The sequence below is a fragment of the Pseudomonas trivialis genome (assembly GCF_036864995.1).
GTDB lineage: Bacteria > Pseudomonadota > Gammaproteobacteria > Pseudomonadales > Pseudomonadaceae > Aquipseudomonas > Aquipseudomonas trivialis.
The window spans coordinates 1430959-1455792 of the sequence record NZ_CP142151.1; the positions used below are offsets into that span (position 1 = coordinate 1430959).

General features: G+C 62.3%; 20 protein-coding genes. 6 read left to right on the top strand and 14 right to left on the bottom strand.

The window, feature by feature from the left end; translation table 11 throughout:
* Positions 1-18: 18 nt before the first annotated feature.
* The 8 genes from VRB54_RS06300 to VRB54_RS06335 all read right to left on the bottom strand — a co-directional run bounded on the left by VRB54_RS06300 (position 19) and on the right by VRB54_RS06335 (position 12287).
* Positions 19-1230, bottom strand: coding sequence for a M91 family zinc metallopeptidase (locus tag VRB54_RS06300; RefSeq protein ID WP_338479975.1), 1212 nt, complete (start codon positions 1228-1230; stop codon positions 19-21).
* Positions 1231-1340: 110 nt separating this feature from the next.
* Positions 1341-1493, bottom strand: a complete 153-nt coding sequence (locus tag VRB54_RS06305) for a hypothetical protein (protein WP_338479976.1) — start codon at positions 1491-1493, stop codon at positions 1341-1343.
* A gap of 156 nt (positions 1494-1649) precedes the next feature.
* Positions 1650-2900, bottom strand: a complete 1251-nt coding sequence (locus tag VRB54_RS06310; RefSeq protein ID WP_338479977.1) for an OprD family porin — start codon at positions 2898-2900, stop codon at positions 1650-1652.
* Between the two features lie 139 nt (positions 2901-3039).
* Positions 3040-4656 (bottom strand): J domain-containing protein, encoded by a 1617-nt coding sequence (locus VRB54_RS06315; protein WP_338479978.1) that lies wholly within the window; start codon positions 4654-4656, stop codon positions 3040-3042.
* Between the two features lie 12 nt (positions 4657-4668).
* On the bottom strand, positions 4669-6366 hold the full coding sequence (locus tag VRB54_RS06320; protein ID WP_338479980.1) for a molecular chaperone HscC: 1698 nt from the start codon (positions 6364-6366) through the stop codon (positions 4669-4671).
* A 156-nt stretch (positions 6367-6522) separates the two neighbouring features.
* The gene (gene adeC / locus VRB54_RS06325) at positions 6523-7980 is read right to left on the bottom strand and encodes an AdeC/AdeK/OprM family multidrug efflux complex outer membrane factor (RefSeq protein ID WP_338479981.1); all 1458 of its coding nucleotides are present in this window, start codon (positions 7978-7980) and stop codon (positions 6523-6525) included.
* Entirely contained in the window at positions 7977-11138 is a 3162-nt protein-coding gene (locus tag VRB54_RS06330; RefSeq protein WP_338479982.1) for an efflux RND transporter permease subunit, read from the bottom strand. Before VRB54_RS06330 ends, adeC begins: the two co-directional genes overlap by 4 nt.
* 3 nt (positions 11139-11141) lie before the next feature.
* Entirely contained in the window at positions 11142-12287 is a 1146-nt protein-coding gene (locus tag VRB54_RS06335) for an efflux RND transporter periplasmic adaptor subunit (RefSeq protein ID WP_338479983.1), read from the bottom strand.
* A gap of 283 nt (positions 12288-12570) precedes the next feature.
* Between VRB54_RS06335 and VRB54_RS06340 the strand changes: the two genes are divergently transcribed.
* Positions 12571-13203: a TetR family transcriptional regulator gene (locus VRB54_RS06340; RefSeq protein ID WP_338479984.1), complete on the top strand. Its 633-nt coding sequence runs from the start codon at positions 12571-12573 to the stop codon at positions 13201-13203.
* Between the two features lie 289 nt (positions 13204-13492).
* Here VRB54_RS06340 and VRB54_RS06345 read toward each other — a convergent pair whose 3' ends face one another.
* Genes VRB54_RS06345 through VRB54_RS06355 form a run of 3 tightly spaced genes read right to left on the bottom strand, consistent with a single transcriptional unit; the run spans position 13493 to position 16090 of the window.
* Positions 13493-14548: an alkene reductase gene (locus VRB54_RS06345; protein ID WP_338479985.1), complete on the bottom strand. Its 1056-nt coding sequence runs from the start codon at positions 14546-14548 to the stop codon at positions 13493-13495.
* 46 nt (positions 14549-14594) lie between these two features.
* Positions 14595-15761 carry an MFS transporter gene (locus tag VRB54_RS06350; protein WP_338479987.1) on the bottom strand — a complete coding sequence of 389 codons (1167 nt, stop codon included), beginning with the start codon at positions 15759-15761 and terminating at the stop codon, positions 14595-14597.
* A gap of 14 nt (positions 15762-15775) precedes the next feature.
* Positions 15776-16090, bottom strand: coding sequence for an ArsR/SmtB family transcription factor (locus VRB54_RS06355; RefSeq protein ID WP_057007863.1), 315 nt, complete (start codon positions 16088-16090; stop codon positions 15776-15778).
* Between the two features lie 154 nt (positions 16091-16244).
* Here VRB54_RS06355 and VRB54_RS06360 point away from each other — a divergent pair, with 154 nt between their 5' ends.
* Positions 16245-16829 (top strand): ACP phosphodiesterase, encoded by a 585-nt coding sequence (locus VRB54_RS06360; RefSeq protein WP_338479988.1) that lies wholly within the window; start codon positions 16245-16247, stop codon positions 16827-16829.
* Between the two features lie 108 nt (positions 16830-16937).
* Here the strand turns inward: VRB54_RS06360 and VRB54_RS06365 are convergent, their stop codons facing one another.
* Together VRB54_RS06365 and olsB are read right to left on the bottom strand one after the other, a co-directional pair.
* On the bottom strand, positions 16938-17729 hold the full coding sequence (locus VRB54_RS06365; protein WP_338479990.1) for a lysophospholipid acyltransferase family protein: 792 nt from the start codon (positions 17727-17729) through the stop codon (positions 16938-16940).
* Positions 17729-18484: an L-ornithine N(alpha)-acyltransferase gene (gene olsB / locus VRB54_RS06370; protein ID WP_003233840.1), complete on the bottom strand. Its 756-nt coding sequence runs from the start codon at positions 18482-18484 to the stop codon at positions 17729-17731. Before olsB ends, VRB54_RS06365 begins: the two co-directional genes overlap by 1 nt.
* A gap of 184 nt (positions 18485-18668) precedes the next feature.
* On the opposite strand from olsB, the gene VRB54_RS06375 reads away from it, so the two are divergent.
* The 4 genes from VRB54_RS06375 to VRB54_RS06390 all read left to right on the top strand — a co-directional run bounded on the left by VRB54_RS06375 (position 18669) and on the right by VRB54_RS06390 (position 21864).
* Positions 18669-19742: a serine hydrolase gene (locus VRB54_RS06375; RefSeq protein WP_338479991.1), complete on the top strand. Its 1074-nt coding sequence runs from the start codon at positions 18669-18671 to the stop codon at positions 19740-19742.
* Positions 19739-20053 carry an amidase gene (locus VRB54_RS06380; protein WP_338479992.1) on the top strand — a complete coding sequence of 105 codons (315 nt, stop codon included), beginning with the start codon at positions 19739-19741 and terminating at the stop codon, positions 20051-20053. The genes VRB54_RS06375 and VRB54_RS06380 overlap by 4 nt, the downstream gene beginning before the upstream one ends.
* A gap of 70 nt (positions 20054-20123) precedes the next feature.
* Complete coding sequence (locus VRB54_RS06385; RefSeq protein ID WP_338479993.1) at positions 20124-20705, top strand: YceI family protein; 582 nt, start codon at positions 20124-20126, stop codon at positions 20703-20705.
* 1 nt (position 20706) lies between these two features.
* Positions 20707-21864: a phosphatidylserine/phosphatidylglycerophosphate/cardiolipin synthase family protein gene (locus VRB54_RS06390; RefSeq protein ID WP_338479994.1), complete on the top strand. Its 1158-nt coding sequence runs from the start codon at positions 20707-20709 to the stop codon at positions 21862-21864.
* 18 nt (positions 21865-21882) lie between these two features.
* Here the strand turns inward: VRB54_RS06390 and VRB54_RS06395 are convergent, their stop codons facing one another.
* Complete coding sequence (locus tag VRB54_RS06395; RefSeq protein ID WP_338479995.1) at positions 21883-24741, bottom strand: autotransporter outer membrane beta-barrel domain-containing protein; 2859 nt, start codon at positions 24739-24741, stop codon at positions 21883-21885.
* Positions 24742-24834 lie beyond the last annotated feature (93 nt).

Genomic DNA, 24834 nt, shown 5'->3' on the forward strand with positions numbered 1-24834 from the left:
TGGCCGGGCGAGTCTGATTCAGGCGTAGTGGGTTCGCAGCGCCAGGCCCATTTCTGCGTTCAGCGTGTTTTCGGTAAACGGGGCTGGGTTGGTTGAGGTGGGAGGGGTGGAGGCGTTGTTGTCGAAGTCGAAAGGCGGTGCGTTGCTCACCAGGCCGACGGCTTGCAGTTCGCTGTTGGGTGGGCCCGGGAGCTCGGGTTGATCGCGGGTCGGCGCGCTCGACCCTGGGAGGAAGGTGCCGTTGGCGCCATTCCAGGCGTGCGCCATTTCATGGAAAAGCTGGTTGAGCGGCAAGAACAGCGGATCCGTCCCGTAAATAGTGGCCGGGTTGTAGAAAATCATGCCTTTGTCGGCCCGTGAACCCGGTACTCCGTCCTTTATGTAACCCCACTTGGGGTCGGTGCGTTCTGTGGGAACCTGATTGCTCTGCGCCAGGTGTTGCAGCTCGGTGCTCCAGAAACGGTAGGAATTACCGCGATCACTGGGCACGATGAGAACCGGACTGCCATTTTTTACGGCCATCTCATCCAGCGCTTTCAGCATCTTTTGCCCTTGTGGCGATGTGCGAAGCAAGGTCAGATCGTCTTCGACCCGCGCGACGAAGTCAGGTGGCCCCTGGATACTGAAGGCTTGTCGGCCTGTGTCGGTCGGCGTCACGGGGGTGACCGTTGAGCCTTGTGTGCCCATCAGATGATCTGTCGCTTGTGCATGGATGCGCGCTTTGATCGCATTCGCGCGCAGGGTGTTGCGCCCTGAACCTGAGTAAAACGTGGTGCTGTCGTGGCCCACCAGCAGGTCGTCACCCAGGCCACCGTTGAGCACCGTGTGCCCGTTGCCTGCGTACAACTGGTCGTTGCCTGCACCGCCATCAAGGTGGCTCTGTTTATTGGCCGGCCCGCTGCCGGCGTACAGGCGATCATTGCCGGTATTGCCGTACATTACCGCGTGGCCCCGGCCACCTTTGAGTATGTCGTTGCCCTCGTTGCCTTCGGCGTAGCCAGTGTCGCTGCCGAGGGTAATATCGTCATCGCCACGCCCGCCATATACACAGGTTTTGCCGCCGCCCGCCTGGACCACATCATTGCCGTCTCCGGCGTCGATCTCGACACGTACGTTGACGTTGGGGGCGATGGTAATACGGTCGTCGCCCGCTGCGGACTTGATGTGGAGCAGGGTTGGAATGTTCGAGCGCCCGTCTGGGGTATCGAGTACGTAATCACGACCGTTCACCTGAACGTACAGCTGGCCATCAGGGCGTTGGCTGATATGAATCCGGTCGGCGCGCTCACCTGTTTCGAGGAACAGAGCATTCGCCAGGGTCTCTGGACGCTCAGGGTTTTTCAGGCCAGGGTGAGTGCCTGACCGGCGCGCAGATTTCCATCATCCACCAACACCCTTCTGTGCGTCTGAACAGGCGGTGGGCCGGACGGCGTGTTGGCCGACGGTTGCTCGGGCGCCATGGCGTGGTTGTGATGGGAAGTGACTGTGGTCATGGCCTGTACCTGTGTGTCGGATAAGGTGATGTGCAGCGCCGTCTTACAGCGCATGCCCTTCAGTCGTGCCATGGCAGGGAAACGTTCATGCCTTAAATGAGACAGTTTGCTACAAAAACAGCCACGACCCATCCGTTCGTGGCTGTTATGGGGTGTCTACAACAGGCTGATGGGGTAGCTGACAATCAAGCGGTTTTCGTCGAACTCATTGTTGCTGTAGTCACGCCGCATGCTGGAGTTGCGCCAGCGCATCGTCAGGTTTTTCAGGCTGCCGCTTTGCACGGTGTAGCCCAATTCGCTTTCACGGCCCCATTCCTTGCCGTCCGTCACGCTGCCGGTGTGCACGTTGCTGCCGCTGATGTAGCGGTTCATCAAGGTCAGCCCCGGTACGCCGAGGGCAGCAAAGTTGTAGTCGTGGCGCACCTGCCAGGATTTTTCCTCGGCGTTGTCGTAGCTCGAGTTGTAGCTGTCGTTGGCCAGGGTGCCGCCGCTGGTGCCGTTTACGCGCATCCATTGGCTGTTGCCGCTGAGTTTTTGCAGGCCCACATAGAAGGTGTTGCCGCCGTAGCGTGCGGAGAACAGGCCGGACCAGGTCTTGTTGTCCAGCTTGCCGGCGCGGGCGCTGCCGTCGTCGGTGCCGTAGAAAAAACCGAGGTTGGCGCCCAGGGTCCAGTCGCCCAGGGGCTGGCTGTGGATCAGGTTGATGAACTGCTGGCTGTAGATGTCCTTGAGCTGGGCATTCCACAGGCCGACCTGGGTGCGTTTGTCGTTGAACACGTATTCGCCGCCCTGGAAGTTGAAGCGGTCAGAGGTGAACGCGGTTCTGCCGACCATCGACAGGTCAGTCATGCTGCTGTCGTCGCGCGGGCTGTTGGCGCGGAACTGGCCGCCATACAGGGTCAGGCCGTCGATCTCCTTCGAGGTGATCTGCCCACCCCGCAAGGTTTGCGGCAGTGAGCGGCCATCGTCGGCGCGCAGGATCGGCAGCACCGGCATCCATTCGCCGACCTTCAGTTCGGTTTTGGAAATGCGCGCCTTGAACGCCACGCCCAGGCGCCCGAAGTCGTCCGCCGGGCGGCCATCACGGTCCAGCGGCAGCAACTGGGTGCCGCCAGTGCCGCGCCCGCCATCGAGCTTGAGCGAGTACAGGCCCAGCACATCCACGCCAAAGCCGACCGTGCCCTGGGTAAAGCCGGAGCGCGCATCGAGGATGAAGCTCTGCGTCCACTCCTGTGCGCCGCCCTGGGCCCTGGTCGGGTTGGTGAAATTGCGGTTGAAGAAGAAATTGCGCAAGTTGAGGTTGGCGCTGGCATCTTCGAGAAAGCCGTGTTCCTCGGCGCAGACGGGCAGGGCAAGGCTTGCGACAGCGGTTGCCAGCAATAGCTGGCGCGGGCGAAACGTGCTCATGGCGTAGGACCTGTTGTTATTGGGGTTATGCAGGTGCGCGCATGGTGCGGGGCGGTGCGGGAGCGATGAAAGTGGGGCAGGGCGGGTTTTGGGCGATGATCGAACGCAAGTTGCCGGGTGCCGGGCCCGGCTTTTGCGATTAAGGCTTGGGCGGGGTGAAGTGGGTCCAGGGCACCGCCGGCAGGTAATGCTGGGCGGCAATGATCAGCGCTACCATCGCCACCAGAAACGCCGCTTGCAACGGGCTCCAGAATGCCCAGTGCAGACCGTTCAGCCAGGGCCAGCCTTCGCTGAATCGTTGGCTCATGTGGCCGATGCGTTTTTTGTGCAGCAGGTTGATCAGTAGCGAGCCGGCGTAGGTGACCGCTCCCAGCACGCCGAGCATCAAGCCGCAGGCTATGAGCATGATCACCTGCGGCACACCATGGCGTATCACCAGCCAGTAGTCGTTGGGGTTGAATCGCTTGGGAATCAGGTACTGGGTCAGCCATATATCCTGCACCCTGTATACCGAACTCATGCTCGCCCAGAATTGGGTGACGCGAAATCCGACAATGGCCGGTGCCAACGACATCAACAGGAGGATGAACACGGACATCAAGTCCAACTTGTTCGGTGTGTCGTGGGCAATGCTCAGGCCGATGCCCAGTGCGAAGACTGCCCATAGCCGGATAAACACCTGGGTATAGATCGGCCGTGGCACGAATTTTCGCCAGAAGTACAGGTCGTTTTGATGCAGGCGTTCGACCAGTTGCGGATAGCGCCAGGTCAGGGTGTCTGCCAAGTGCTGACAGGCGTTCCACTCGTTTTCGCCAAACCCGTCGATCATGCGTTTGTGTTGCGTCGCCGTCATCGGCGTGAGCAACAATCGTGCGGCCAGGGCATCGGCTGACATGCGCCGCTTATCCTGGGCCTTGTCTTGCAGATGCTCGTAGAAACTCTCCTGCTCGCAACGCGACACCAGGCTACGCCACATCCACGCCGGTTCCGGAAACACACCTTTCTGGTCATCCCAGCCGAAGGTCTGGCACACGCGCTCGAACATCGGCACGCTCCACTGGGTGTTGTAAAGTAACTGAAGGATCATGCGCTGCCAGTGCTGCTGCAGGTCGAACACCTGCAGCCATGCCTGGCTGTTGAACTGCCTCAACTGGGTGACGAACTCACGCTCGGCCTTTTGCTCCAGCCGTTCCTCCAGGGTCATGCGGTAGGTTTGCAGCAGCTCGTTGCTGAGCGCTTCGTGTTGCCAGGGCGTCATGGCTACCTGCTGCCAGGGTGTCAACCATTCCAGGTGTTGCACGGCCCACAGTGTGATTGCGGTGCGCTCGCCCGGGGCTTCAAAGCAATGACGCAGCAAGGCGGCCTGGAATGCCCCGGTGCACATCTGCTGTTGAGCTTGGGCCCAGCGTTCATCGAGATTGTCGGCGTTCAGGCCCGTGACCAGTGCCAGCGCCGGGTTTGGCGCGGGCGGGTCGAAGGGGGCAGGTTCAAGCGGGCGCACCTGCATCCACGCAGCCGGGTCGTCGAGGCTGGCGCTGATGGCCTCGGTCGCAGGCGTAGCAGCGGCGGGGCCGTCGTCTTCGTGATCGGCCCGCCAGCGCGCTTCATTCAAGCAGTGTTCATAGGCTTCACGCAGGCGCTGAAAGCCCTCGGGGTCATCGTCCGGACGGCACCCCTTGAGCAGCCGCGCATAGGTGCGCTTGATCGTGCGTTCGTCGGCGTCGTCCGCCAGTTGCAATACTGTCCAGCCGTCCATGTGCAATCTTCCTCAGCGCCAGAACCCGTTATCGAGCTGTTCAAGTTGACGGGTCAGTTCGCTGCGAGCCTCTCGGATGCTGCGTTCGTCCTGACTGTCGAGCACCTGCTGGAACTGCGCTGCCCAGTGCCCCAGTTGCTCACGCAGCTCGCCGAGGCTTTCCTGATAGAGACGTTCGAGGCGGGCGGTGAGCACGGTATTGACCTGCTGGTCGCGTGGGTGAATCTTCAACAAGGCCAGCGCCTGCAGGCGTTGCTGGATCTCTTGCGGGCTGAGCACACCGGGGTTGTTCTCGATCACCAGCGAATGCTGTTCACCGGTGAGCGGGATGTTCACCTGGGCTTCGAGCAACCCGTTGTTGTCGTAGGTAAAGCGCACGTCCAGCGAGACTTCGCCCGCCTTGCGCTTGGGCACCGGAATTTCCAGCTGGCCCAGCTCGATATTGTCTTTCACCAGGCGGCTTTCGCCCTGATAGATTTTCAGCAGCACGCGAGTCTGGTCGTCGGCGAGCGTAAACACGCTTTTGACCCGACTCACTGGCACGCTGCTGTTGCGTTCGATCAGCGGCAGATAATGGCCGTTCTCGATGTGGCTGCCATATTGGTTGGCCGTCTCGATGCCCAGGGTGTAAGGGCATACGTCAGTCAGCACCACTTCTTCGAGGGCCGCCGAACGTGCCTTGAGTGCTGCCTGGATCGCCGCGCCGTGGGCGACCACCTGGTCCGGATCAAGGCTGATGGAAGGGAAACGCCCGAACAGCCCAGCGGCGAGTTTGCGCACCAGTGGCATGCGCGTGGTGCCGCCGACCAGCAGAATCTCATCCAGGTCACCCACGCGAATGCGTGCGTCGCGCAGGGCGCGTTCAATCGGCGCGCGCAGGCGTTCCAGCAGCGGTGCGTAGAGTTTGGCAAGTTCGGCCTGGGTGATGGTTTTTACCCATTGCCGGCCATCGACGCGCAGGGCGAACTCGGCGCTGTCGTCCTGGCCCAGGGCTTTGCGCACACGCTCGGCTTCACGGCGCAGGGCTTGCAGCACGCTGCCGGTGGGCGGGAAATCCTCGGCATTGCGCTGGCTGTCGACAAAGTGGTCCAGCAACAGGGTGTCGAAGTCCTCGCCGCCCAAAAAGTTGTCACCGGCGCTGGCGCGCACTTCCATCACACCGTCAAACAGCTCGATGATCGACACGTCGAAAGTCCCACCCCCGAGGTCGAACACCAGGAACGAGGTTTCCTTGTCGCGCTGGTGCAGGCCGTAAGCGAGGGCGGCAGCGGTAGGTTCGTTGATCAGTTTTTCAACGTTGAGGCCCGCCAACTCCCCGGCAATGCGCGTGGCTTTGCGCTGGCCGTCGCTGAAGTAGGCGGGCACGCTGATCACCGCGTCGGTGACAGCCTCACCGTAGCTGCGCTCGATGTCTTCCTTGAGGCTTTTGAGCACCAGCGCCGAAAGCTCTTCGGGTCGAAAGGTGCGGTCACCCAAGCGTACTTCGGTGGCACTGCCCATGTAGCGCTTGAACAGCGATGTGGTCAGGTGCGGGTGAGTATGCAGGCGCTCTTTGGCGGCCTGGCCGACCAGCACGCGACCCTGGTCATCGAGCCCGACTACGCTGGGGGTCAGCAATTGGCCAAGGGCGTTGGGTACCAGTTCGGTAGCATCGCCGCGCCAGACGGCGGCGAGGCTATTGGTCGTGCCCAGGTCGATTCCTACGATCATTACGACAAGCTCCCTCTGTGGTCTGTAAGAATCTGTGACAGATTTTACCCCGAAAGGTTGAAGGGAGCGCAAGACGACGGGGTTACCGCCAGCAAATTCCGAGCATAAAAAAACCGCTTCCGATGACGGAAGCGGTTTTTGATTACACCCGGACGGTCAGAACAACTTCAACTTCGGTGCTTCTTCTTTCACGGGCTCGTTCTGCGCAGTCTGCGCGTTCCAGCCACCGCCGAGGGCCTTGTACAGGTTGACCTCGCTGGTGAGCTGCGCCAGGCGGTCGGTGATCAGCGACTGCTGGGCACTGAACAGCTGGCGCTGGGCGTCGAGGAAGGTCAGGTTGCTGTCCACGCCAATGCGGTAGCGACGTTCGGCCAGGCGGTAGTAATCCTGGTTGGCCGCGACGAAGCCGCGCTGGGCGTCCAGTTGCTGCTTGTAGGTCTCACGCGCGGCGAGGCCGTCGGACACTTCCTGGAAGCCGGTCTGAATGGCCTTCTCGTAGTTGGCCACGTTGATTTCTTTCTGGATCTTCGAGTAGTCCAGGCTGGCGCGCAGGCTGCCGGCATTGAAGATCGGGATGTTGATCTGCGGGGCAAACGACCAGGTGCCCGAGCCGCCCTTGAACAGGCCGCCCAGGTCCGGGCTCAGGGTGCCGGCGTTGGCCGTCAGGCTGATGCTCGGGAAGAACGCCGCGCGGGCTGCGCCGATATTGGCGTTGGCCGCCTTGAGGTTGTACTCGGCCTGTACGATGTCGGGACGTCGTTGCAGCAGGTCCGAGGGCAACCCGGCCGGCACTTCGGCGAGCAGGTCATCGGACAGTGGCTTGCTGGCGATATTCGCCGGCAGGCCGGTGCCCAGCAGCAGGGTCAGGCTGTTTTCGTCCTGGGCCACCTGGCGCGTGTAGCGTGCCAGTTGCACTCGGGCGTTTTCCACAGAAGTGCGCGCCTGGCTGAGGTCGAGGGCCGAGGCCACGCCGACTTCGCTGCTGCGCGAGGTGAGCTTGAAGCTCTGTTCGAACGCGCCCAGAGTGTCCTGGGTGAGCTTGAGCAGTTCCTTGTCGGCCTGCCAGGTCAGGTAGGCGTTGGCCACGCTGGCCACCAGGCTGATCTGCGTGCTGCGCCGTGCTTCTTCGGTGGCGAAGTACTTTTGCAGGGCCTCTTCACTCAGGCTGCGCACACGGCCGAACAAGTCCAGCTCGTAGGAGCTGATCCCGAGGGTGGCCGAGTACTGGCTGGTGATGCCCGATTGACCGGTCTGCGACATGCGTGCCGGGGTGCGCTGGCGGCTGCCGGCACCGTTGGCCGACACGGCCGGGAACAGGTCGGCACGCTGGATGCGGTACTGCGCGGCATACGCGTCGATGTTCAGCGCCGCAACGCGCAGGTCGCGGTTGTTCACCAGGGCGGTCTGGATCAGTTGCTGCAGGGCAGGGTCGTGGAAAAACTGCTTCCAGCCCTGTTCGGCAGCTGCCTGGCCCGGCGCCTGGGCCGACGAATACGCCGGCCCCTGCGGGTACTGCGCGGCCACCGGCGCTTCGGGGCGCTGATAGTCAGGTATCAGCGAGCAGCCACTAAGCACGAAGGCGGTGACGGCTAGGGAAAGTAGCGACTTGCTCATTGGCCAGCCTCGTTAGGAGTGTGCGTGGTTTCAGTCTTTTTGCGCTTGCCGATGGCCGACACGGTTGCGAAGAACAGTGGCACCCAGAATATCGCCAGCACGGTGGCGGTGATCATACCGCCGATCACGCCGGTTCCGATGGCATGTTGGCTGCCTGAACCTGCGCCCGAGGAGATCGCCAGCGGCAGTACGCCGAGGATGAACGCCATGGAGGTCATGATGATCGGGCGCAGACGCATGCGGGAGGCCTCGATGGCCGCCTCGACGATGCCCTTGCCCTGTTCGTGGAGTTCCTTGGCGAACTCCACGATCAGGATGGCGTTTTTCGCCGCCAGGCCCACCGTCACCAGCAAGCCCACCTGGAAGAACACGTCGTTGGACAAGCCGCGCATGCTGGTGGCGATCAACGCCCCCACCACACCCAGCGGCACCACGAGTACCACCGCTATCGGGATCGACCAGCTTTCGTACAGCGCCGCCAGGCACAGGAACACCACCAGCAGCGACAGCGCGTACAGCGCAGGCGCCTGCGAGCCGGACAAGCGTTCTTCGTACGACAGGCCCGTCCATGCGTAGCCGATGCCGGCCGGCAATTGCTTGGCGATGCGCTCGACCTCGGTCATCGCGTCACCCGTGCTGTAGCCCGGTGCCGGGGTGCCGAGGATTTCCATCGCCGCCACGCCGTTATAGCGCGACAGTTTCGGCGAGCCGTAGATCCACTTGCCCGAGGCGATGGCCGACAACGGCACCATCTTCCCGGAGTCGCTGCGCACGTACCATTTGTTCAGGTCTTCAGGCGACATGCGGCTGGCCGCTTCACCTTGTACGTACACCTTCTTCACACGGCCACGGTCGATGAAGTCGTTGACGTAGCTGCCACCCAGGGCAATCGCCAGGGTCTGGTTGATGTTCGACAGCGTGATCCCCTGGGCACTGGCCTTCTCGTCGTCGACGGTGAGCTCGTACTGCGGCTCATCGTTCACGCCGTTGGGGCGCACACCGGCGAGGATCTTGCTCTGGGCGACCATGCCGAGGAACTGGTTGCGTGCCGCCATCAATTTCTCATGGCCGACACCACCCTGGTCCTGCAGGAACACGTCGAAACCGGTGGCGTTACCCAGCTCCAGTACCGACGGCGGCACGATGGCAAACACCATGGCGTCCTGGAACGTCTGCATGAAGTAACCCTGGGCGCGCTTGGCGATCTCGAACACCGAGGTGGAATCGTCACGCTCATCCCACGGTTTGAGCATCACGAAGGCCAGGCCCGAACTCTGGCCGCGACCGGCGAAGTTGAAGCCGTTCACGGTAAACACCGATTTCACGCCCTTGCCTTCGCCCGGCTCGCCTTCCTTGTTGTTGAGCAGGTAGATACGCATGTCGTCGATGACTTTTTGCGTGCGTTCAGCGCTGGAGCCGACCGGGGTCTGCACCTGGGCAAAGATCACGCCCTGGTCTTCGTCGGGCAGGAACGCGGCGGGGATGCGCATGAACAGCCAGATCATGCCGGCGAAGATCAGCAGGTACACCAGGAACGCCGGAATCTTGTGCTTGATCATGTTGCCCACGCCGCGCTCGTAGCTCAGTACGCCGCGGTCGAAGGTGCGGTTGAACCAGCCGAAGAAACCTCGCTTGGGTTGGCCGTGTTTTTCGGGGTCGATCGGCTTGAGCATGGTGGCGCACAGCGCCGGGGTGAAGATCAGTGCAACCAGTACCGACAGCGCCATGGCCGAGACGATGGTGATGGAGAACTGTTTGTAGATCACACCGGTGGAGCCGCCGAAGAACGCCATCGGCAACAGTACCGCCGAGAGCACCAGGGCAATACCCACCAGGGCGCCCTGGATCTGGCCCATGGACTTGACCGTCGCCTCCTTGGGCGACAGGTGCTCCTCGGCCATCACCCGCTCGACGTTTTCCACCACCACGATGGCATCGTCCACCAGCAGGCCGATGGCCAGGATCATGCCGAACATGGTCAGGGTGTTGATGGTGAAACCGAACGCCGCGAGGATGCCGAAGGTGCCCAGCAATACCACCGGTACGGTCATGGTGGTGATGATGGTGGCGCGGAAGTTCTGCAGGAACAGGAACATCACCAGGAACACCAGCACGATCGCTTCGATCAGGGTGTGTACGACACCGGAGATCGATTCGGTGACCACTGGCGTGGTGTCATACGGCACCACTGCCTTCATGCCTGGCGGGAAGAATGGTTCCAGCGACGCCACCGTGGCGCGGATGGCCTTGGCGGTGTCCAGGGCGTTGGCGCCCGAGGCGAGCTTGATCGCCATGCCGGATGCCGGATTGCCGTTGAACTGCGCACTGATGCTGTAGTTCTGGCCGCCCAGTTCGATGCGGGCCACGTCATGCAGGCGCACCTGGGAGCCGTCGGCATTTACCTTCATCAGGATATTGCCGAACTGCTCGGCAGTTTGCAGACGGGTCTTGCCGATGATCGTTGCGTTCAGCTGGGTGCCGGGCAGGGCAGGCAGGCCGCCCAGTTGGCCGGTGGCCACCTGCACGTTCTGCGCGGCGATGGCGCTGCTGACGTCAACCGGCGTGAGCTGGAAGTTGTTCAGCTTGGCCGGGTCCAGCCAGATGCGCATCGCGTACTGCGAGCCGAACACCTGAAAGTCACCGACGCCCGAGGTACGCGAAATCGGGTCCTGGATGTTGGACACGATGTAGTTGGAGAGGTCGTCCTTGGTCATGCTGCCGTCTTCGGACACCAGACCGATTACCATCAGGAAGTTCTTCACCGACTTGGTCACGCGGATACCCTGCTGCTGCACTTCCTGCGGCAGCAATGGGGTCGCCAGGTTCAGCTTGTTCTGCACCTGCACCTGGGCGATGTCCGGGTTGGTACCCTGGTTGAACGTCGCGGTGATGGTCATGCTGCCGTCGGAGTTACTGTCCGAGGCCACATAGCGCAGGTTGTCGATACCGTTGAGCTGTTGCTCGATCACCTGCACCACGGTGTCCTGCACGGTTTGTGCGGACGCGCCTGGGTAAGTCACCTGGATGTCGATGGCAGTTGGCGCGATGGCCGGGTACTGGTTGATGGGCAGTTTCAGGATCGAGAGTGCCCCGACCAGCATGATCACCAGGGCGATCACCCAGGCGAAAATGGGACGGTCGATAAAAAATTTCGACATGGATTACTCCCCTTTGCCGGCTGCGGCAGCAGGAGCGGCAGCGCCGGCAGGCTTGGCGTTGTCAGCCTCCTTGACCTTCACCTCGGCACCCGGCTTGACGTACTGCAGGCCTTCGGTGATTACACGGTCACCGGCGTCGAGGCCTTTTTCCACCAGCCAGTAGGCGCCGGCGGTGCGGTTGGCGACCAGGGTGCGTTGCTCGACCTTGTTGTCCTTGTTCACGATCAGCGCGGTCGGGATGCCCTTGAGGTCACGGGTCACGCCTTGCTGCGGGGCGAGGATGGCCTTGCTGTTCACACCGGCCTGCAACTGGGCGTGCACGAACATGCCGGGCAGCAGGGTGTGGTCAGGGTTGGGGAAGACTGCGCGCAGGGTGACCGAACCGGTGGTCTGGTCGACCGACACTTCGGAGAATTCCAGCTTGCCGTCATGACCATAGTCGCTGCCGTCTTCGAGGGTCAGCTTGACCTTGGCAGCGTTGGCGCCGGCTTTTTCCAGCTGGCCGCTTTCCAGGTCGCGGCGCAGTTTCAGCATTTCGGCCGAAGACTGGGTCACGTCGACGTAGATCGGGTCCAGTTGCTGGATCACCGCCATGGCATCGGCCTGGCCGTTGCTGACCAGTGCGCCTTCGGTGACAGCGGAACGGCCAATGCGCCCGGAGATCGGCGCCAGCACCTTGGTGTAGCGCACGTTGATCTGCGCGGTTTGCATATCGGCTTCGGCGGTCATGCGGTTAGCCAGGGCAGTGTCGTATTCCTGGCGGCTGACCGCTTGCTCATCGACCAACTGCTTGTAGCGGTCGGTGATCGACTGGGTCTGGGTCAGCTTGACCTGGGCGCTTTTCAGCGTGGCCTCATACACCGACGGGTCGATCTGATAAAGCTGCTGGCCTTCCTTCACGTCTGCGCCTTCCTTGAACAGGCGCTTGAGAATGATGCCGTTGACCTGTGGCCGAACTTCCGCGATGCGGTAGGCCGTGGTGCGGCCTGGCAGTTCGGTGGTCAAGGTGAAGGCTTGCGGTTGAATAGTGACTACGCCGACCTGAGGGGTTTGAGCGGGCGGTGCCGCTTCTTCCTTTTTACATCCGCTGAGCAGCGATGCCAGGGCGACGGCAGTGACCAGAGCGGTAACAGCTGGCTTAAGTTGCATGAAGATCCTCGGGTCAGGCGCGCTGAGTGCGCACAAGAAGTGTGGAAGGGTGGAAAACAAGTGAGTGGATAAGTAGCTTGCTACGCAATATACTTACGTTCATGGTTGTTTGTAAACTCTTGACAGGCTTCGTGGAATGTTGACAAAGCAACGTGCGAAGCCTCGATTTCATTACGTTCGGTGCCCATGACGGCGTCGTCCCAAAAATATACGGATGATCGTTCCCGCCTATTAACCGCGCGTTAACGATAGTCTGAAGTGTCCTGATTGAGGTTTTACTGCCATGGTTCGTCGCACCAAAGAGGAAGCTCAGGAAACGCGCAGCCAGATTCTCGACGCCGCCGAGCACGCTTTTTACGAGCGAGGCGTGGCGCGCACCACGCTGGCGGATATCGCCTCGCTGGCGGGTGTCACGCGGGGCGCCATCTACTGGCATTTCAGCAACAAGTCCGACCTGCTGCAGGCGCTGCTCGACACGTTGCACGAACCCCTGGATGACTTGGCCCGGGCCAGTGAAAGCGAGGATGAACTTGACCCATTGGGCTGCATGCGCAAGTTGCTGATTCGTCTTTATCATCAAGTGGCTCTGGACCCGAAAACCCGGCGTATCAACGAGATCCTGTTTCATAAGTGCGAGTTCACCGATGAGATGTGCGACATGCGCCGCCAGCGCCAGACGCACACGCTCGAATGCAACCTGCGCATCGGGCTCACATTGCGTAATGCGGTGCATCGCGGGCAACTCCCGGAAAACCTCGACACAATGCGCGGCGCGGTGTGTATCCACGCCTACATTCACGGCTTGATCGGTCAATGGTTGCTGGTGCCCGACAGTTTTCAACTGCATCAGGACGCCGAGCGTTGGGTCGATGCAGGGCTGGACATGCTGCGCCTGAGCCCCAGCCTGCGCAATTGAGACAAAATGCGTAATTGCATCAGGTTGTGTCAACAGTAAAGCGCAGGAGCGGTCAATCGTCCCTTTGCCTGATTCGTGGGGTGACGTTATATACGGGCTGGCGCGCAGTTGATAGGTAGCCGGCTAAGTATTTTGTAGCGTTATTGTTTCGGTTCTGTGAAGCAATGTTTCCAAAGGGACACATCAGGTTTAAAAATGTGGAAGGGGGCTTGCTCCCGATAGCGGTATACCCGTCAGTAAATCAGCTGACTGGCACACGGCTATCGCAAGCAAGCCCCCTCCTATTTGGTTACAGCGCCAGTGTTGGGTAATCGATATAGCCGACCGGGCCCTTGGCGTAGAAGGTTTCCGGGTGCGCTTCGTTCAGCGGTGCGTCGGTTTTCAGGCGCGCCGGCAGGTCCGGGTTGGCGATGAACGGAACGCCGAACGCCACCGCGTCGGCCTTGCCCGACGCCAGCCAGGCATTGGCGCTCTCTTTAGTGAAGCGTTCGTTGGCGATGTACACACCGCGGAAGGCTTCCTTCAGGCGCGGGCCGAGGCTGTCGCCGGCTTCCTTTTCGCGGGAGCAGATGAACGCGATGCCACGCTTGCCCAATTCGCGGGCCACATAGGTAAAGGTCTCGGCAGGGTTGTCGTCGCCCATGTCGTGGGCGTCGGCGCGTGGTGCCAGGTGCACGCCCACGCGGCCGGCGCCCCACACGTCGATGGCCGCGTCGGTCACTTCCAGCAGCAGGCGCGCGCGGTTTTCCAGGGAGCCGCCGTACTGGTCGGTGCGCTGGTTGGTGCTGCTCTGCAGGAACTGGTCGAGCAGGTAGCCGTTGGCGCCGTGGATCTCGACGCCGTCAAAGCCTGCGGCCTTGGCGTTCTCGGCGCCGGTGCGGTAGGCGTCGACGATGTCGGCGATTTCAGCGGTTTCCAGGGCGCGCGGAGTCGGGTAGTCGGCCAGTGGACGCACCAGGCTGACGTGGCCCGCCGCCTGCACGGCGCTCGGCGCCACCGGGGCTTCGCCGTTCAGGTAGGACGGATGGGAGATGCGGCCGACGTGCCACAGTTGCAGGAAGATCTTGCCGCCCGCGCCGTGAATCGCATTGGTCACATTGGCCCAGCCGCGTACCTGATCGTTGGACCAGATGCCTGGCGTGTCCGGGTAACCCACGCCCATCGGTGCCACTGACGTCGCTTCGCTGAGGATCAGCCCGGCGGAGGCGCGTTGCACGTAGTACTCAGCCATCATCGCATTGGGCACACGGCCTTCATCGGCGCGGCAGCGGGTCAGCGGCGCCATGATGATGCGGTTCGACAGTTCCAGGTCGCCCAGTTTGATCGGATCGAAAATAGTCGTCATCGGAAAAGTACCTTTCTGTTTAAGTGGATCAGTCTGTTCAAGTGGATCAATGCGTCGCAGGGGCCAGGTCGGCATCGCCGCTCTGACGGAAAGTCAGCAGAGTCACCAGCAGCGCGAGGATCGCCAGGGCTGCGGCCGCGAGGGGCACGCTGGTGAGGCCGAAGCCGTGGGCGATCACGCTGCCGCCGACCCAGGCGCCCAGGGCGTTGCCAATGTTGAAAGCGCCGATGTTGAGGGTGGACACCAGGTTTGGCGCCGCCTTGCCAAACGTCACCACGTTGATCTGCAGCGCGGGTACCGCGGCAAATGAGGCGGTGGCCCACAGGAACAGGGTGATTTCGGTGGGGATCAGCGCGACGCTGGTCCAGGTCAGCGCCGTGGAGATCACCGCCATGCTGATGAATACGCCGATCAGGGTGGCCGCCAGACGCTTGTCCGCCAGCTTGCCGCCGATGATGTTGCCCAGGGTCAGGCCCAGGCCGATCAGCAGCAGGGTCCAGGTCACGCCGTGGGGCGAGACACCGGTAACGTCGCCGAGCAACGGGGCAACGTAGGTAAAGAGGGTGAACATGGAGGCGGCGAACAGCGCGGTCATGCTCAGCGACAACCAGATGCCGGCGCCCTTGAGGGCGGCCAGTTCGGCACGCATGTCGAGTTTTTCTTCGTCATGCTTGCCCGGCAGGAAGCGGATGAGGCCGATCAGTGCCACCACACCAATTACCGTCACCGCCCAGAAGGTCGAGCGCCAGCCGGCCTGCTGGCCCAGCGCCGTGCCCAGCGGCACGCCGAGCACGTTGGCCAGGGTCAGGCCGGTAAACATCAGGGCCACCGCCGAAGCGCGCTTGTTGGCCGGCACCAGATTGGCCGCCACCACCGAACCGATGCCGAAGAACGCGCCGTGGCACAGCGCCGTGACCACCCTGGCGAACATCAGCACGTTGTAGTCGCTGGCCAGGGCGCAGAGCAGGTTGCCGACGATGAAAATGCCCATCAACACCACCAGCGCCGCCTTGCGTGGCAGTTTGGCGGTGGCCAGCGCCATGAACGGTGCGCCGATGGCCACGCCGAGGGCGTAGCCGGTCACCAGCCAGCCGGCGCCCGGGATCGACACGCCAAGGTCCGCCGCCACATCGGGCAGCAGGCCCATGATGACGAATTCGGTGGTGCCGATGGCGAAGGCGCTCAGGGCCAGGATGAGTAGCGAGAGGGGCATTGGGGTGTCCTTGGTTAGTGCGCTGCGCTGAGTTCAGCGATGAGCGCCGTGAGGAAAGCCTGGATCACTTCCTCGTTGCGTTTGAAAAAGTGCCACTGCCCGGCCTTCTGGCTGCTGATCAAACCCGCCCGTTGCAAGGTGGCCAGGTGGGCCGACACGGTCGACTGGGACAAGCCGCAGCGCTGGTCGATCTGCCCGGCACAGATGCCGTATTCGTGGTTGTGCAATTGCTCGGGGAACTGCACTTTCGGGTCTTTGAGCCAGGTGAGGATGTCTCGTCGTACTGGGTGCGCCAGGGCTTTTATTATTTCGTCGAGGTCGATGGACATGGCAGGTGCTCGGTGTCGTGCAGCGTTATATCGCGATGAGGCGAACCTTAAATCGTTATAACCCGATATGCCAATATGATTTTGCTCTGAGATCAGCTCAAATCGGTATATCGGGTTATAACGATACGTTGACGGCAGTGCTAGACTGCGCGCCATGAATTATCTCGCACATCTGCACCTGGGCGGCCAACTTCCTGCGCAACTGCTGGGCAGCCTCTATGGCGATTTTGTCAAAGGCCGCCTGCAGGGCCAGTACAGTCCGCAAATCGAAGCGGCGATCCAGCTGCATCGTTCCATCGACCGTTTCACCGACAGCCATCCGTTAATAGGGGAGGCGTTGTCGCGCTTCAGCCTCACGCGCAGGCGTTATGCCGGGATCGTCCTTGATGTGTTTTTCGATCACTGCCTGGCGCGGGACTGGGCGTTGTATGCCGACCAGCCGCTGGAGCATTTTACTGCCCAGGTGTACCGCGTGCTGGCGGCTGAACCGCAACTGCCGGGGCGGCTGGCGCAGATTGCGCCCTGGATGGCAGCGGATGACTGGTTGGGTTCTTACCGCGAGTTTGCGGTGATGGACCAGGTATTGCGCGGGATTTCGCGGCGGCTGACGCAGCCCGAAGAGCTGAGCCATGCCATGCAGGAGTTGCGCACGTTATACGAACCGTTGAGTGACGACTTCCGGCGCTTCTACCCTGAATTGCAGGTGTTCGCACAGTCTCAACTGACAACACAAGACTAAATGTGGGAGGGGCTTGCCCCCGATAGCAAGGGTTCAGCCAGCACATGCAGTGACTGACACGCCGCCATCGGGGGCAAGCCCCTTCCCACATTTTTGACCGTGCCCGCTTCAGGCAGCATAAGCAGGTCGCGCCTCCACGTGCTCAGCCTCCGGCAACGGCCCGAACAACGCCTTCTGCACCGCCTGCTGCGCCTGGAACGCCAGTGCCGCGCGTTCCTGCCCGGCGCAGGCAATCGGCTTGAGCACATGAATCTCGACATCGCCCTGATCATTGGCAAACAGGCGCATCAGGTGCGACAGCAGATCATCATCGCCAATGAACGGTGCCAGCGGGTCGACCTGGCCGTCGCGCAGGTAACGAATCGCCACCGGTTGCAGCGACACGTCGGCATCGATCGCACTGGCCAGCAGGCGCCCGTGGAACGTGCGCAGGCTGCGCCCGTCGGTGGTGGTGCCTTCGGGGAACATCAGCAGTGGGTGCTGTTGCTCGAGATGACGGGTCATCTGTTTGCGAATCAACTGACTGTCGCCCGAGCCCCGACGAATAAACAGGCTCCCGGCCTTGGCTGCCAGCCAGCCCGCCACCGGCCAGGTGCGCACCTCGGCCTTGGACAGAAACGACAGTGGCGTGACCATGCCCAGCAGCGGAATATCGGTCCAGGACACGTGATTGCTCACCCACAGCATCGGCGTGCGCGGCAGCTCACCGTGCACCGTCACGCGAAAGGGCAGGGCATTGCTCAAGCGTGCCATGAAGAACCGCGACCAACGCTGGCGCCGCACCATCGAGTTGGCCACGCCCAGGCGCTCGAACAGGCCAAACACACTGGCCATGCTCAAGCCCAGCGCCACCACCAGCAGCACCCGGGCAATGCGCCCGTACACCCGCAGGCGGCCCATTACACAGCCGCCTTGAAGTGGCGCGCGTAACGCGGGCAGAGGTTGTCGCGCTTGAGCAGGATGAACACGTCGGCCACCTGGAAGTCTTCATCCCAGCACGGCTCGCCGCAGATTTTTGCGCCCAGGCGCATGTAGGCCTTGAGCAGCGGCGGCATTTCGGCGATGACGTTGGACGGCAGGTCCAGCGCCGGCAACGGTTTTTTCGGTTCGGCGCGCAAGTGCTCGTTGCACAGGTAGCGTTCGCGCAGGCGCTGCATGATGGCGTGGGCCTGGATGCCGCCGTCGTGCATTGGAATACTCGCGCAGCCCATCAGGTAGCTATAGCCGCCCTGGTTGAGCACTTCGGCCAACTCGCCCCAGAGCACGGCGATGGTGCCGCCGTTGCGGTAAGCCGGGTCGACGCAGGTACGACCGATTTCCAGGATCGGACCTTGCAGGTGCAGCAGGCCATGCAGACTGAATTCTTCTTCACTGTAGAACCGGCCCAGGGTGCTGGCGGCCTGGTGATCGAGCAGGCGGGTGGTGGCGACCAATCGACCACTGTTCAAATCCCGCACGCCGATGTGGCTGCAGTGAACATCATAGTCATCCATGTCCAGGCCCAGTTCCGCGCCTTTCAGCTTGGCGTTGAATTCGCCGCTGAACACGTTGAACCGCAGGGCCTGTGCTTCCTGCAAAGCCTGTGCGCCAACCAGGCGTTCGGCTTGCAGACGGCGTTCATTGCCGGTGTCGCTGATGCGGGCGATCTGAGTCATGGCGAATCTCCGAGTGCCAGCCACGTTTCGGCCGGTCGACTTGTTTGTCCAAACTCAGGCTATGTAGGCTCGGTGTCATCTCCATGAAACTACGGTGACGGTTGGGTGACACGCCCCGTGTCGCCAAACTGTCATGGGCCTGGGCTAGCCTCGCGGGCTTGAATGCCCCCTTGAGTCTGCGTCCATGGTCAGAGGCCTGTTGTGTGTTGCCCTGCTGTTAGTTTCCGCTGCCGCCCACGCAGAAACCTGGCCCGGCAAGGAGTGGGCCAGAGGTGAGCCGTTGGCCGGGCCCGCTGTCGAGGCACTGGATGCCTACGCGTTTCCTGCGCGCGACGACGCGACCCGTCAGGGCGTTCGCACCGACGCGCTGCTGGTGATCCGCGATGGCCAGATCGTCTATGAACGCTACGCCGCGCCCACCAGCGCCAGCACGCCACACCTGACCTGGTCCATCAGCAAGAGCCTGATGGCCACGGTGCTCGGCGTGGCCTACGGGCAAAATCGCTTCAAACTGAGCGACCCCGCCGCACGTTTTTACCCGCCGATGAAACAGCACCCCAAGGTGACCATGGCCGATTTGCTGCACTGGGCCTCGGGCCTGGACTGGCAGGAAGACTACGAATACGCGCCGCTGAAGTCCTCGGTGGTGGCGATGCTCTACACCCGTGGCCATGGCGACATGGCCGAGTTCGCCGCCGACACCGATGCCACTGTGGCGCCCGGCAAGGCCTTTCGTTACTCCAGCGGCGACAGCAATATCCTCTCTGCCGCGCTCAGGGGCATGCTCGGCCACAAGGCGTACGTGAGTTACCCGTGGGATGCGCTGTTCGAGCCGCTGGGCATTCGCTCGGCCACCTGGGAAACCGACGCCGATGAAACCTTCGTTGCCTCCTCCTATGCCTACCTCACCGCCCGCGATCTGGCGCGGGTCGGCCTGCTGATGGCGCGCGAGGGTCGTTGGGGCGATGAACAGCTGCTGCCCAAGGACTGGGTGGCTTTCAACCGCAAGCCGTTCGACGGCTATAAGGCCGGGCAGGATGAAGCCGTACCGGGCGGTCAGTGGTGGCTCAACCAGGGCACGCCACGGCCCTGGCCCGACGCCCCCGCCGATACCTTCGCCGCACTGGGCCACTGGGGCCAGGCGCTGTTCGTCCTGCCCGACGAACACCTGGTGATCGTGCGCTACGGTGACGACCGCGACGGCACGTACGGCCACAACGAACTGCTCAAGCGCGTGCTCGCGGCGGTGCAGCCATGATCCGTCGTCATCCGATTCTCAGCCTCTTTGCCTTGCTGCTGCTCGTCCTGCTTGGCTGGGTGTGGCATGAGCGCGTCAATCTGCAAGCCTTCCCCGACATCATTGCGGCCTACACCGCCAAGGAATATTGCTCGTGCCGCTATGTGGCGAATAACCCTGCGGAATATTGCCGGGGCTACGTGAAACAATACGTGCCCACCAGCGCGTTTCGTGACAACCCCGAGCGCAGTGAGGTGACGGCGAGTGGGTTGGGGCGCACGCACAGTGCACGGTGGTTGGGCGAACGCCAGGGCTGTCGCCTGACTCCCTGAGACAATGGATTTGCGCAGGTCATGACATTGCGCTTAAGGTTCGTGCAGGTTTTTTGCCACATGAGTCGCTATGTTCTCTGTCAAACCCTTGGCCTTCTTCCTGCTGGCCTGCGCCGCCTTGCCCGCGCACGCCGCCTGGTACCTCGATAACGAATCCTCGCGCCTGTCTTTCGTCACCACAAAAAACACCGAGATCGCCGAAGTGCAGCGCTTTCTGGTGCTGCATGGCAAGGTCGACGGCAAGGGCGCGGCGCAGTTGCAAGTGGAGCTGGAGTCGGTCAACAGTGCCATCCCGCTGCGTGATGAGCGCATGCGCAACGAGCTGTTTGAGATCAAGACGTTCCCCGAAGCGCTGATCAATGCGCAGATCAATCTGCAGCCGATCAACGATCTGGCGCCGGGGGCGCAAATCGAGCTGCGCCTGCCGATAAGCGTCACCCTGCATGGCAAGGTCCAGACTTACAGCGCCGAGCTGCTGGCCACGCGCCTGGATGATCGGCGCTTTCAGGTGGTGACTCTGGAGCCGGTAGTGCTGCATGCCGAGGATTTTGACCTGATGCCTGGCGTGGCTGCGCTGCGCAAGGTGGCGGGGCTCAAGTCGATCAGTTTGTCGGTGCCGGTGGGTGCGGTGCTGATTTTCACGGCGCGCTGACGTGAGTGGCGCGGTGTTCCCGTGGCGCAGCGCCAACCGTTTTGAGTTGTTGATCGACGGACCGTGTTTTTTCCCGCAGATGCTGGTGGGCATCGCCCGCGCCGAGCATCAGGTTGACCTGGAGCTGTACCTGGTGGAGGCGGGGGCGTGTGCCGAAGCGATGGTGCAGGCGCTGGTGCACGCTGCCGAACGCGGCGTGCGGGTGCGCTGCCTGTTCGACGATTACGGCAGCCTGGCGTTCACCCTCGAGCTGCGCAAGCGCTTGACCGACGCGGGAGTGCAACTGCGGTTCTACAATCGCTTGAGCTGGCGCCGCTGGGTGCGCAACCTGTACCGCGACCACCGCAAGCTGCTGCTGATCGACCAGGCAACCGCCGTGGTCGGCGGCACGGGCGTCACCGATGAATTCTGGACGCCAGGGCAGGACAGCGCCGACTGGCATGAAGTGATGGTGCAGATCAACGGCCCGCTGGTGCTGGATTGGCAGGCGCTGTTCGACCGTCAATGGCACGCCAACGCGGCGCGTCGAGCGTGGAAGCCGGCGACCCATTTCGGTTTGCCACGCCTGCCCAAGGTGCCGGCGATCGGCGCGGGCCTTGGTCGCGTCGCCTATGCCGACGCCCGTCAGCATCGCGATATCCTGCAGTCGCTGATCCGCGCCTTGAACAGCAGCCAGCGACGTATCTGGCTGGCCACGCCGTATTTTCTGCCGACCTGGAGCGTGCGCCGAGCCTTGCGCCGCGCAGCCGGGCGCGGGGTGGATGTGCGCCTGTTGCTCACCGGCCCGCGCACCGATCACCCCTCGGTACGTTATGCCGGACATCGCTACTACCCGCGTCTGCTGCGCGCAGGCGTGCAGATTTTTGAGTACCAGCCGTGCTTCCTGCACCTGAAGATGGTGCTGGTGGACGATTGGGTGAGCATTGGCTCATGCAACTTTGATCACTGGAATTTGCGCTTCAACCTGGAAGCCAATCTGGAAGCGTTGGACCCGGCATTGACGCAGGCCGTGGTGAGCAGTTTCGAACGCGATTTTGCCCAGAGTCAGGCGGTCAGTCTGGAGGCCTGGAAAGCGCGGCCGTTATGGCGGCGGGTGAAGCAGCGGGTGTGGGGCTGGATCGACCGGCTGGTGGTCAATCTGTTGGATCGGCGGGGGTAAGCCCCCGCCTGAAACCGCTTAAAACTGCAGCGAATACTGCGCCGTGATGCTCTGGTCCCGCGAGCGTTCACCGCGTTGCTGGTTGAAGCTCAGATCCAGGGCACTGTCACGGCTCAGACGCGCGGTGGCGCCCAGTTCCAGTCGGGTGCTCTGGCGGTCCAGCGGTGCGCCGCTGACACTCATCACCCGCCCGCCATCCCAGGCCGCCCTGGCGGTGGGTTGCAGGTCGCCGCTGGCGCGGGTGTAGGCCAGGCCGCCGCGCAGGCTCAGCCACGACGGCCCGATCTGCGCCTTGCCCAGGTCGAGGTTGACCCGCACACCGCCGGTGGTCAGGTTAACACTGTCTTTCGAGGCTTTACCGCGCAGTGCCGCGATGCCGCTGCTCTCGGTGAAGCCTTCGCTGCGCTGTTGCACATTGGCCAGTTGCACGTACGGCTGCCAATCCCAGGCGTCATGGCTGAACCGGTAGTTGGCTTCGGCAAAGGTCTGCAGGGTGCGGCTGGCGTATTTGGCAGACAGGCGATCCTCTACGCCGGGGAAGCTGACGCGGCGTTTGGTCTCAATCTCATGCCGGGCGTAAGCGATGCCGCCATACAGGCCGAACGCGTCCCAGGTGTGGCCGGCGTGCAGGCCCAACTGGTAGCTGTCGACACTGGCCTTGCCCCGCGAGCCAGCCTTCACGTCGGTGCTGCTGCTGCCTGCCACTATGCCCAGGCGGGTGCCCTGTTCCAACTGATGATCGAAGCCGACCAGCAGGCCCGTGGTGCTGTGGGCTGCACGCGAGGTGCCGCTGTCGCCACCAAGCTGGCCGGACTGGCGAGGCATTTGCACCCACACGCCGCGTTGGGTCGCGTTGGGCCCGGCTGAGCGATGGTCTGGCGCGAGGCGCTGACGGTCGAACACTGCCTGGCGCAATACGCGGCTGTTTTCGATCAGCACTGCCTGGGTGCTGGCATGCAGTTCGCCGCTCAACTGATCCAGGGCTGAGGGTGCCTGGTCGGGGAACAGTGCGGTCAGGCGTTGTGCCAGTGGCGAGGTCAGTGCGTCGCTGTCGGCGGCATTGGCGACGGCCCGCTGGTTGGGCGTTTCGGCTGCCGAAGCCAATGCGCGGCCACGTCCGAATTCCACCAGCAGGGCATTGGCTTGCCTGACCTGGGACACGCTGAGGAACGGCGAAAACTCACGTCGGTCAATCACTGCAAACTCGCCGCTCAAGGCGGCGTTGGCCTGCAGGATGCTGTAGCGCTGGCCGAGGTAATAGCTGTTGGGTTGGGCGCTCAGGTACAGCGTGCCGCCGTTGATCGACGCCTGATTGCTCACCTGCAGTGTCGCCGGCGCGGTCGGGGCCACCAGCCTGGTCATCAAGGTTGAACCGTCAGCTTGTCGGTAGTTACCCTCAACCGCCAGGGAACCGTTGAGGCGCAACGTGCCGCCGTCGACATTGACGTCACCCTTGAGATTATTGGTGCCGTCCAGCTCCAGAATGCCCTGCTTGAGCGTGACGCCGGCAAAGCTGTTATTGCCACTCAGGCGCAGCCAGCCGATACCGGTTTTTTCCAGGCGTCCGGGGCCGCTGATATCGTTGCGCCAATCGTCCCAGGCGCCGCCTTGCCAGACGATTGCACCGCCAGCCGGGCGGTCCATGTTGACCACGGTGTCGACGCGCATCTGGCCGGGACCGTCGATGGCTTTTTTCAGGTTCATCAGGCCCCAGCCGTAGACGTCGTCGACACCTGGGTCACCGAGGTCGGTGGCGGTGGTCAGCAATACGTCGCGGATTTGCGGGTTGTCGAGGTAGGGGAAGCGTTCCATCAGCAGGGCCAGGCCGCCGGTGACGTGGGGGGCGGCCATGGAGGTGCCGGAACTCACCGCATAACCTAATTCAGGTTGATCACCCGTTACTGTGAAGCCGTCGATATCACCGTTCTGGTCCAAGTGGTTCTGTGTTTGTATTGCACCGCTGACCCAGGACGAGTTGATGTCCGTTCCGGGCGCGGCCAGGCACCAGTCTTTGCTGAAGCCGCAGCGCTTGGAAAAATCGCCCAAGGTCAGCTCTCTGTTCAAGTTGACGACGGTCAACCAATAGGGCTCCAACTCTGCAATGGCACGTGGCAGGTTGGGCTGCAGTCCGGCATTTGGCGCTGTTTGAGGAGAGGCGTTTGCGGTGGTCAGGTTGCCTGCTGACCAGACGTGCAGCATCCCATACTTGCTGGCGTTGTCGGCTATGGCCTTGAGTTCTGCATAAACGGGGGTTCCGGTATTGCTTAATGCAATGTCCAGCTCTGCTTCATTCGCAGGGGAAAATGGGCTCCCCCAGCTATGGTTGACGACGCGCGCATTCTGTCTGTGCAAATCGACATAGGCGGCGTCTACCGCTGCAGCTGTCGGAAGAGGGGCTCTCAAAATATCTGTTATGGCAATGGGGCCTCCCAGATAGGTATTGCCGAACTTGCGCACTGCACTCAGGTTGGCCCCGTAAGCCACACCCTGAACCCCGGAGCCGTCACGATTGGCAGTTGCTGTGCCGGCAACGTGAGTGCCGTGTGCATCGTATGTAGCACTTACCAGCCCGAGATATTCATCAAGTTGCTCTCGGGTAAGGTTGCCGTCGGCAATCAGTTCTTCAAGGGTCGCCAATGCTTCGGGTGGCAATGAGTCGATAACGGTTACAGCAGCACGATCGCCTTCGGCGTAGAAGCAGCCATTTTCCAGCGAGGCCCCACTCAGGCAGCCGTTGTCAGCCATAAGCACGCCAATATTCGGCTTCCCGGCAAACTCGCTATGGCGCAGGTCAGTTCCAGAGTCGTAAACCCCTATTTGAACCCCCGCGCCACTCAAACCCCGTGCATAGGCGAAGTCTGCACCGACTGCACCCAACCCCCAGTTACTCTTGAACTCGTCACTGCGTCAACTGGCGGCGTCATGCAGGCGTCCCTGCTCGGTGTAGTTCGCCGCGACAACGGGCGTACC

Excerpts from the sequence above, each read along its gene's own strand:
- VRB54_RS06305 (WP_338479976.1), bottom strand. The coding sequence starts at position 1,493 with ATGACCACAGTCACTTCCCATCACAACCACGCCATGGCGCCCGAGCAA.
- VRB54_RS06310 (WP_338479977.1), bottom strand. The coding sequence starts at position 2,900 with ATGAGCACGTTTCGCCCGCGCCAGCTATTGCTGGCAACCGCTGTCGCA.
- VRB54_RS06315 (WP_338479978.1), bottom strand. The coding sequence starts at position 4,656 with ATGGACGGCTGGACAGTATTGCAACTGGCGGACGACGCCGACGAACGC.
- VRB54_RS06320 (WP_338479980.1), bottom strand. The coding sequence starts at position 6,366 with ATGATCGTAGGAATCGACCTGGGCACGACCAATAGCCTCGCCGCCGTC.
- adeC (WP_338479981.1), bottom strand. The coding sequence starts at position 7,980 with ATGAGCAAGTCGCTACTTTCCCTAGCCGTCACCGCCTTCGTGCTTAGT.
- VRB54_RS06330 (WP_338479982.1), bottom strand. The coding sequence starts at position 11,138 with ATGTCGAAATTTTTTATCGACCGTCCCATTTTCGCCTGGGTGATCGCC.
- VRB54_RS06335 (WP_338479983.1), bottom strand. The coding sequence starts at position 12,287 with ATGCAACTTAAGCCAGCTGTTACCGCTCTGGTCACTGCCGTCGCCCTG.
- VRB54_RS06340 (WP_338479984.1), top strand. The coding sequence starts at position 12,571 with ATGGTTCGTCGCACCAAAGAGGAAGCTCAGGAAACGCGCAGCCAGATT.
- VRB54_RS06345 (WP_338479985.1), bottom strand. The coding sequence starts at position 14,548 with ATGACGACTATTTTCGATCCGATCAAACTGGGCGACCTGGAACTGTCG.
- VRB54_RS06350 (WP_338479987.1), bottom strand. The coding sequence starts at position 15,761 with ATGCCCCTCTCGCTACTCATCCTGGCCCTGAGCGCCTTCGCCATCGGC.
- VRB54_RS06355 (WP_057007863.1), bottom strand. The coding sequence starts at position 16,090 with ATGTCCATCGACCTCGACGAAATAATAAAAGCCCTGGCGCACCCAGTA.
- VRB54_RS06360 (WP_338479988.1), top strand. The coding sequence starts at position 16,245 with ATGAATTATCTCGCACATCTGCACCTGGGCGGCCAACTTCCTGCGCAA.
- VRB54_RS06365 (WP_338479990.1), bottom strand. The coding sequence starts at position 17,729 with ATGGGCCGCCTGCGGGTGTACGGGCGCATTGCCCGGGTGCTGCTGGTG.
- olsB (WP_003233840.1), bottom strand. The coding sequence starts at position 18,484 with ATGACTCAGATCGCCCGCATCAGCGACACCGGCAATGAACGCCGTCTG.
- VRB54_RS06375 (WP_338479991.1), top strand. The coding sequence starts at position 18,669 with ATGGTCAGAGGCCTGTTGTGTGTTGCCCTGCTGTTAGTTTCCGCTGCC.
- VRB54_RS06380 (WP_338479992.1), top strand. The coding sequence starts at position 19,739 with ATGATCCGTCGTCATCCGATTCTCAGCCTCTTTGCCTTGCTGCTGCTC.
- VRB54_RS06385 (WP_338479993.1), top strand. The coding sequence starts at position 20,124 with ATGTTCTCTGTCAAACCCTTGGCCTTCTTCCTGCTGGCCTGCGCCGCC.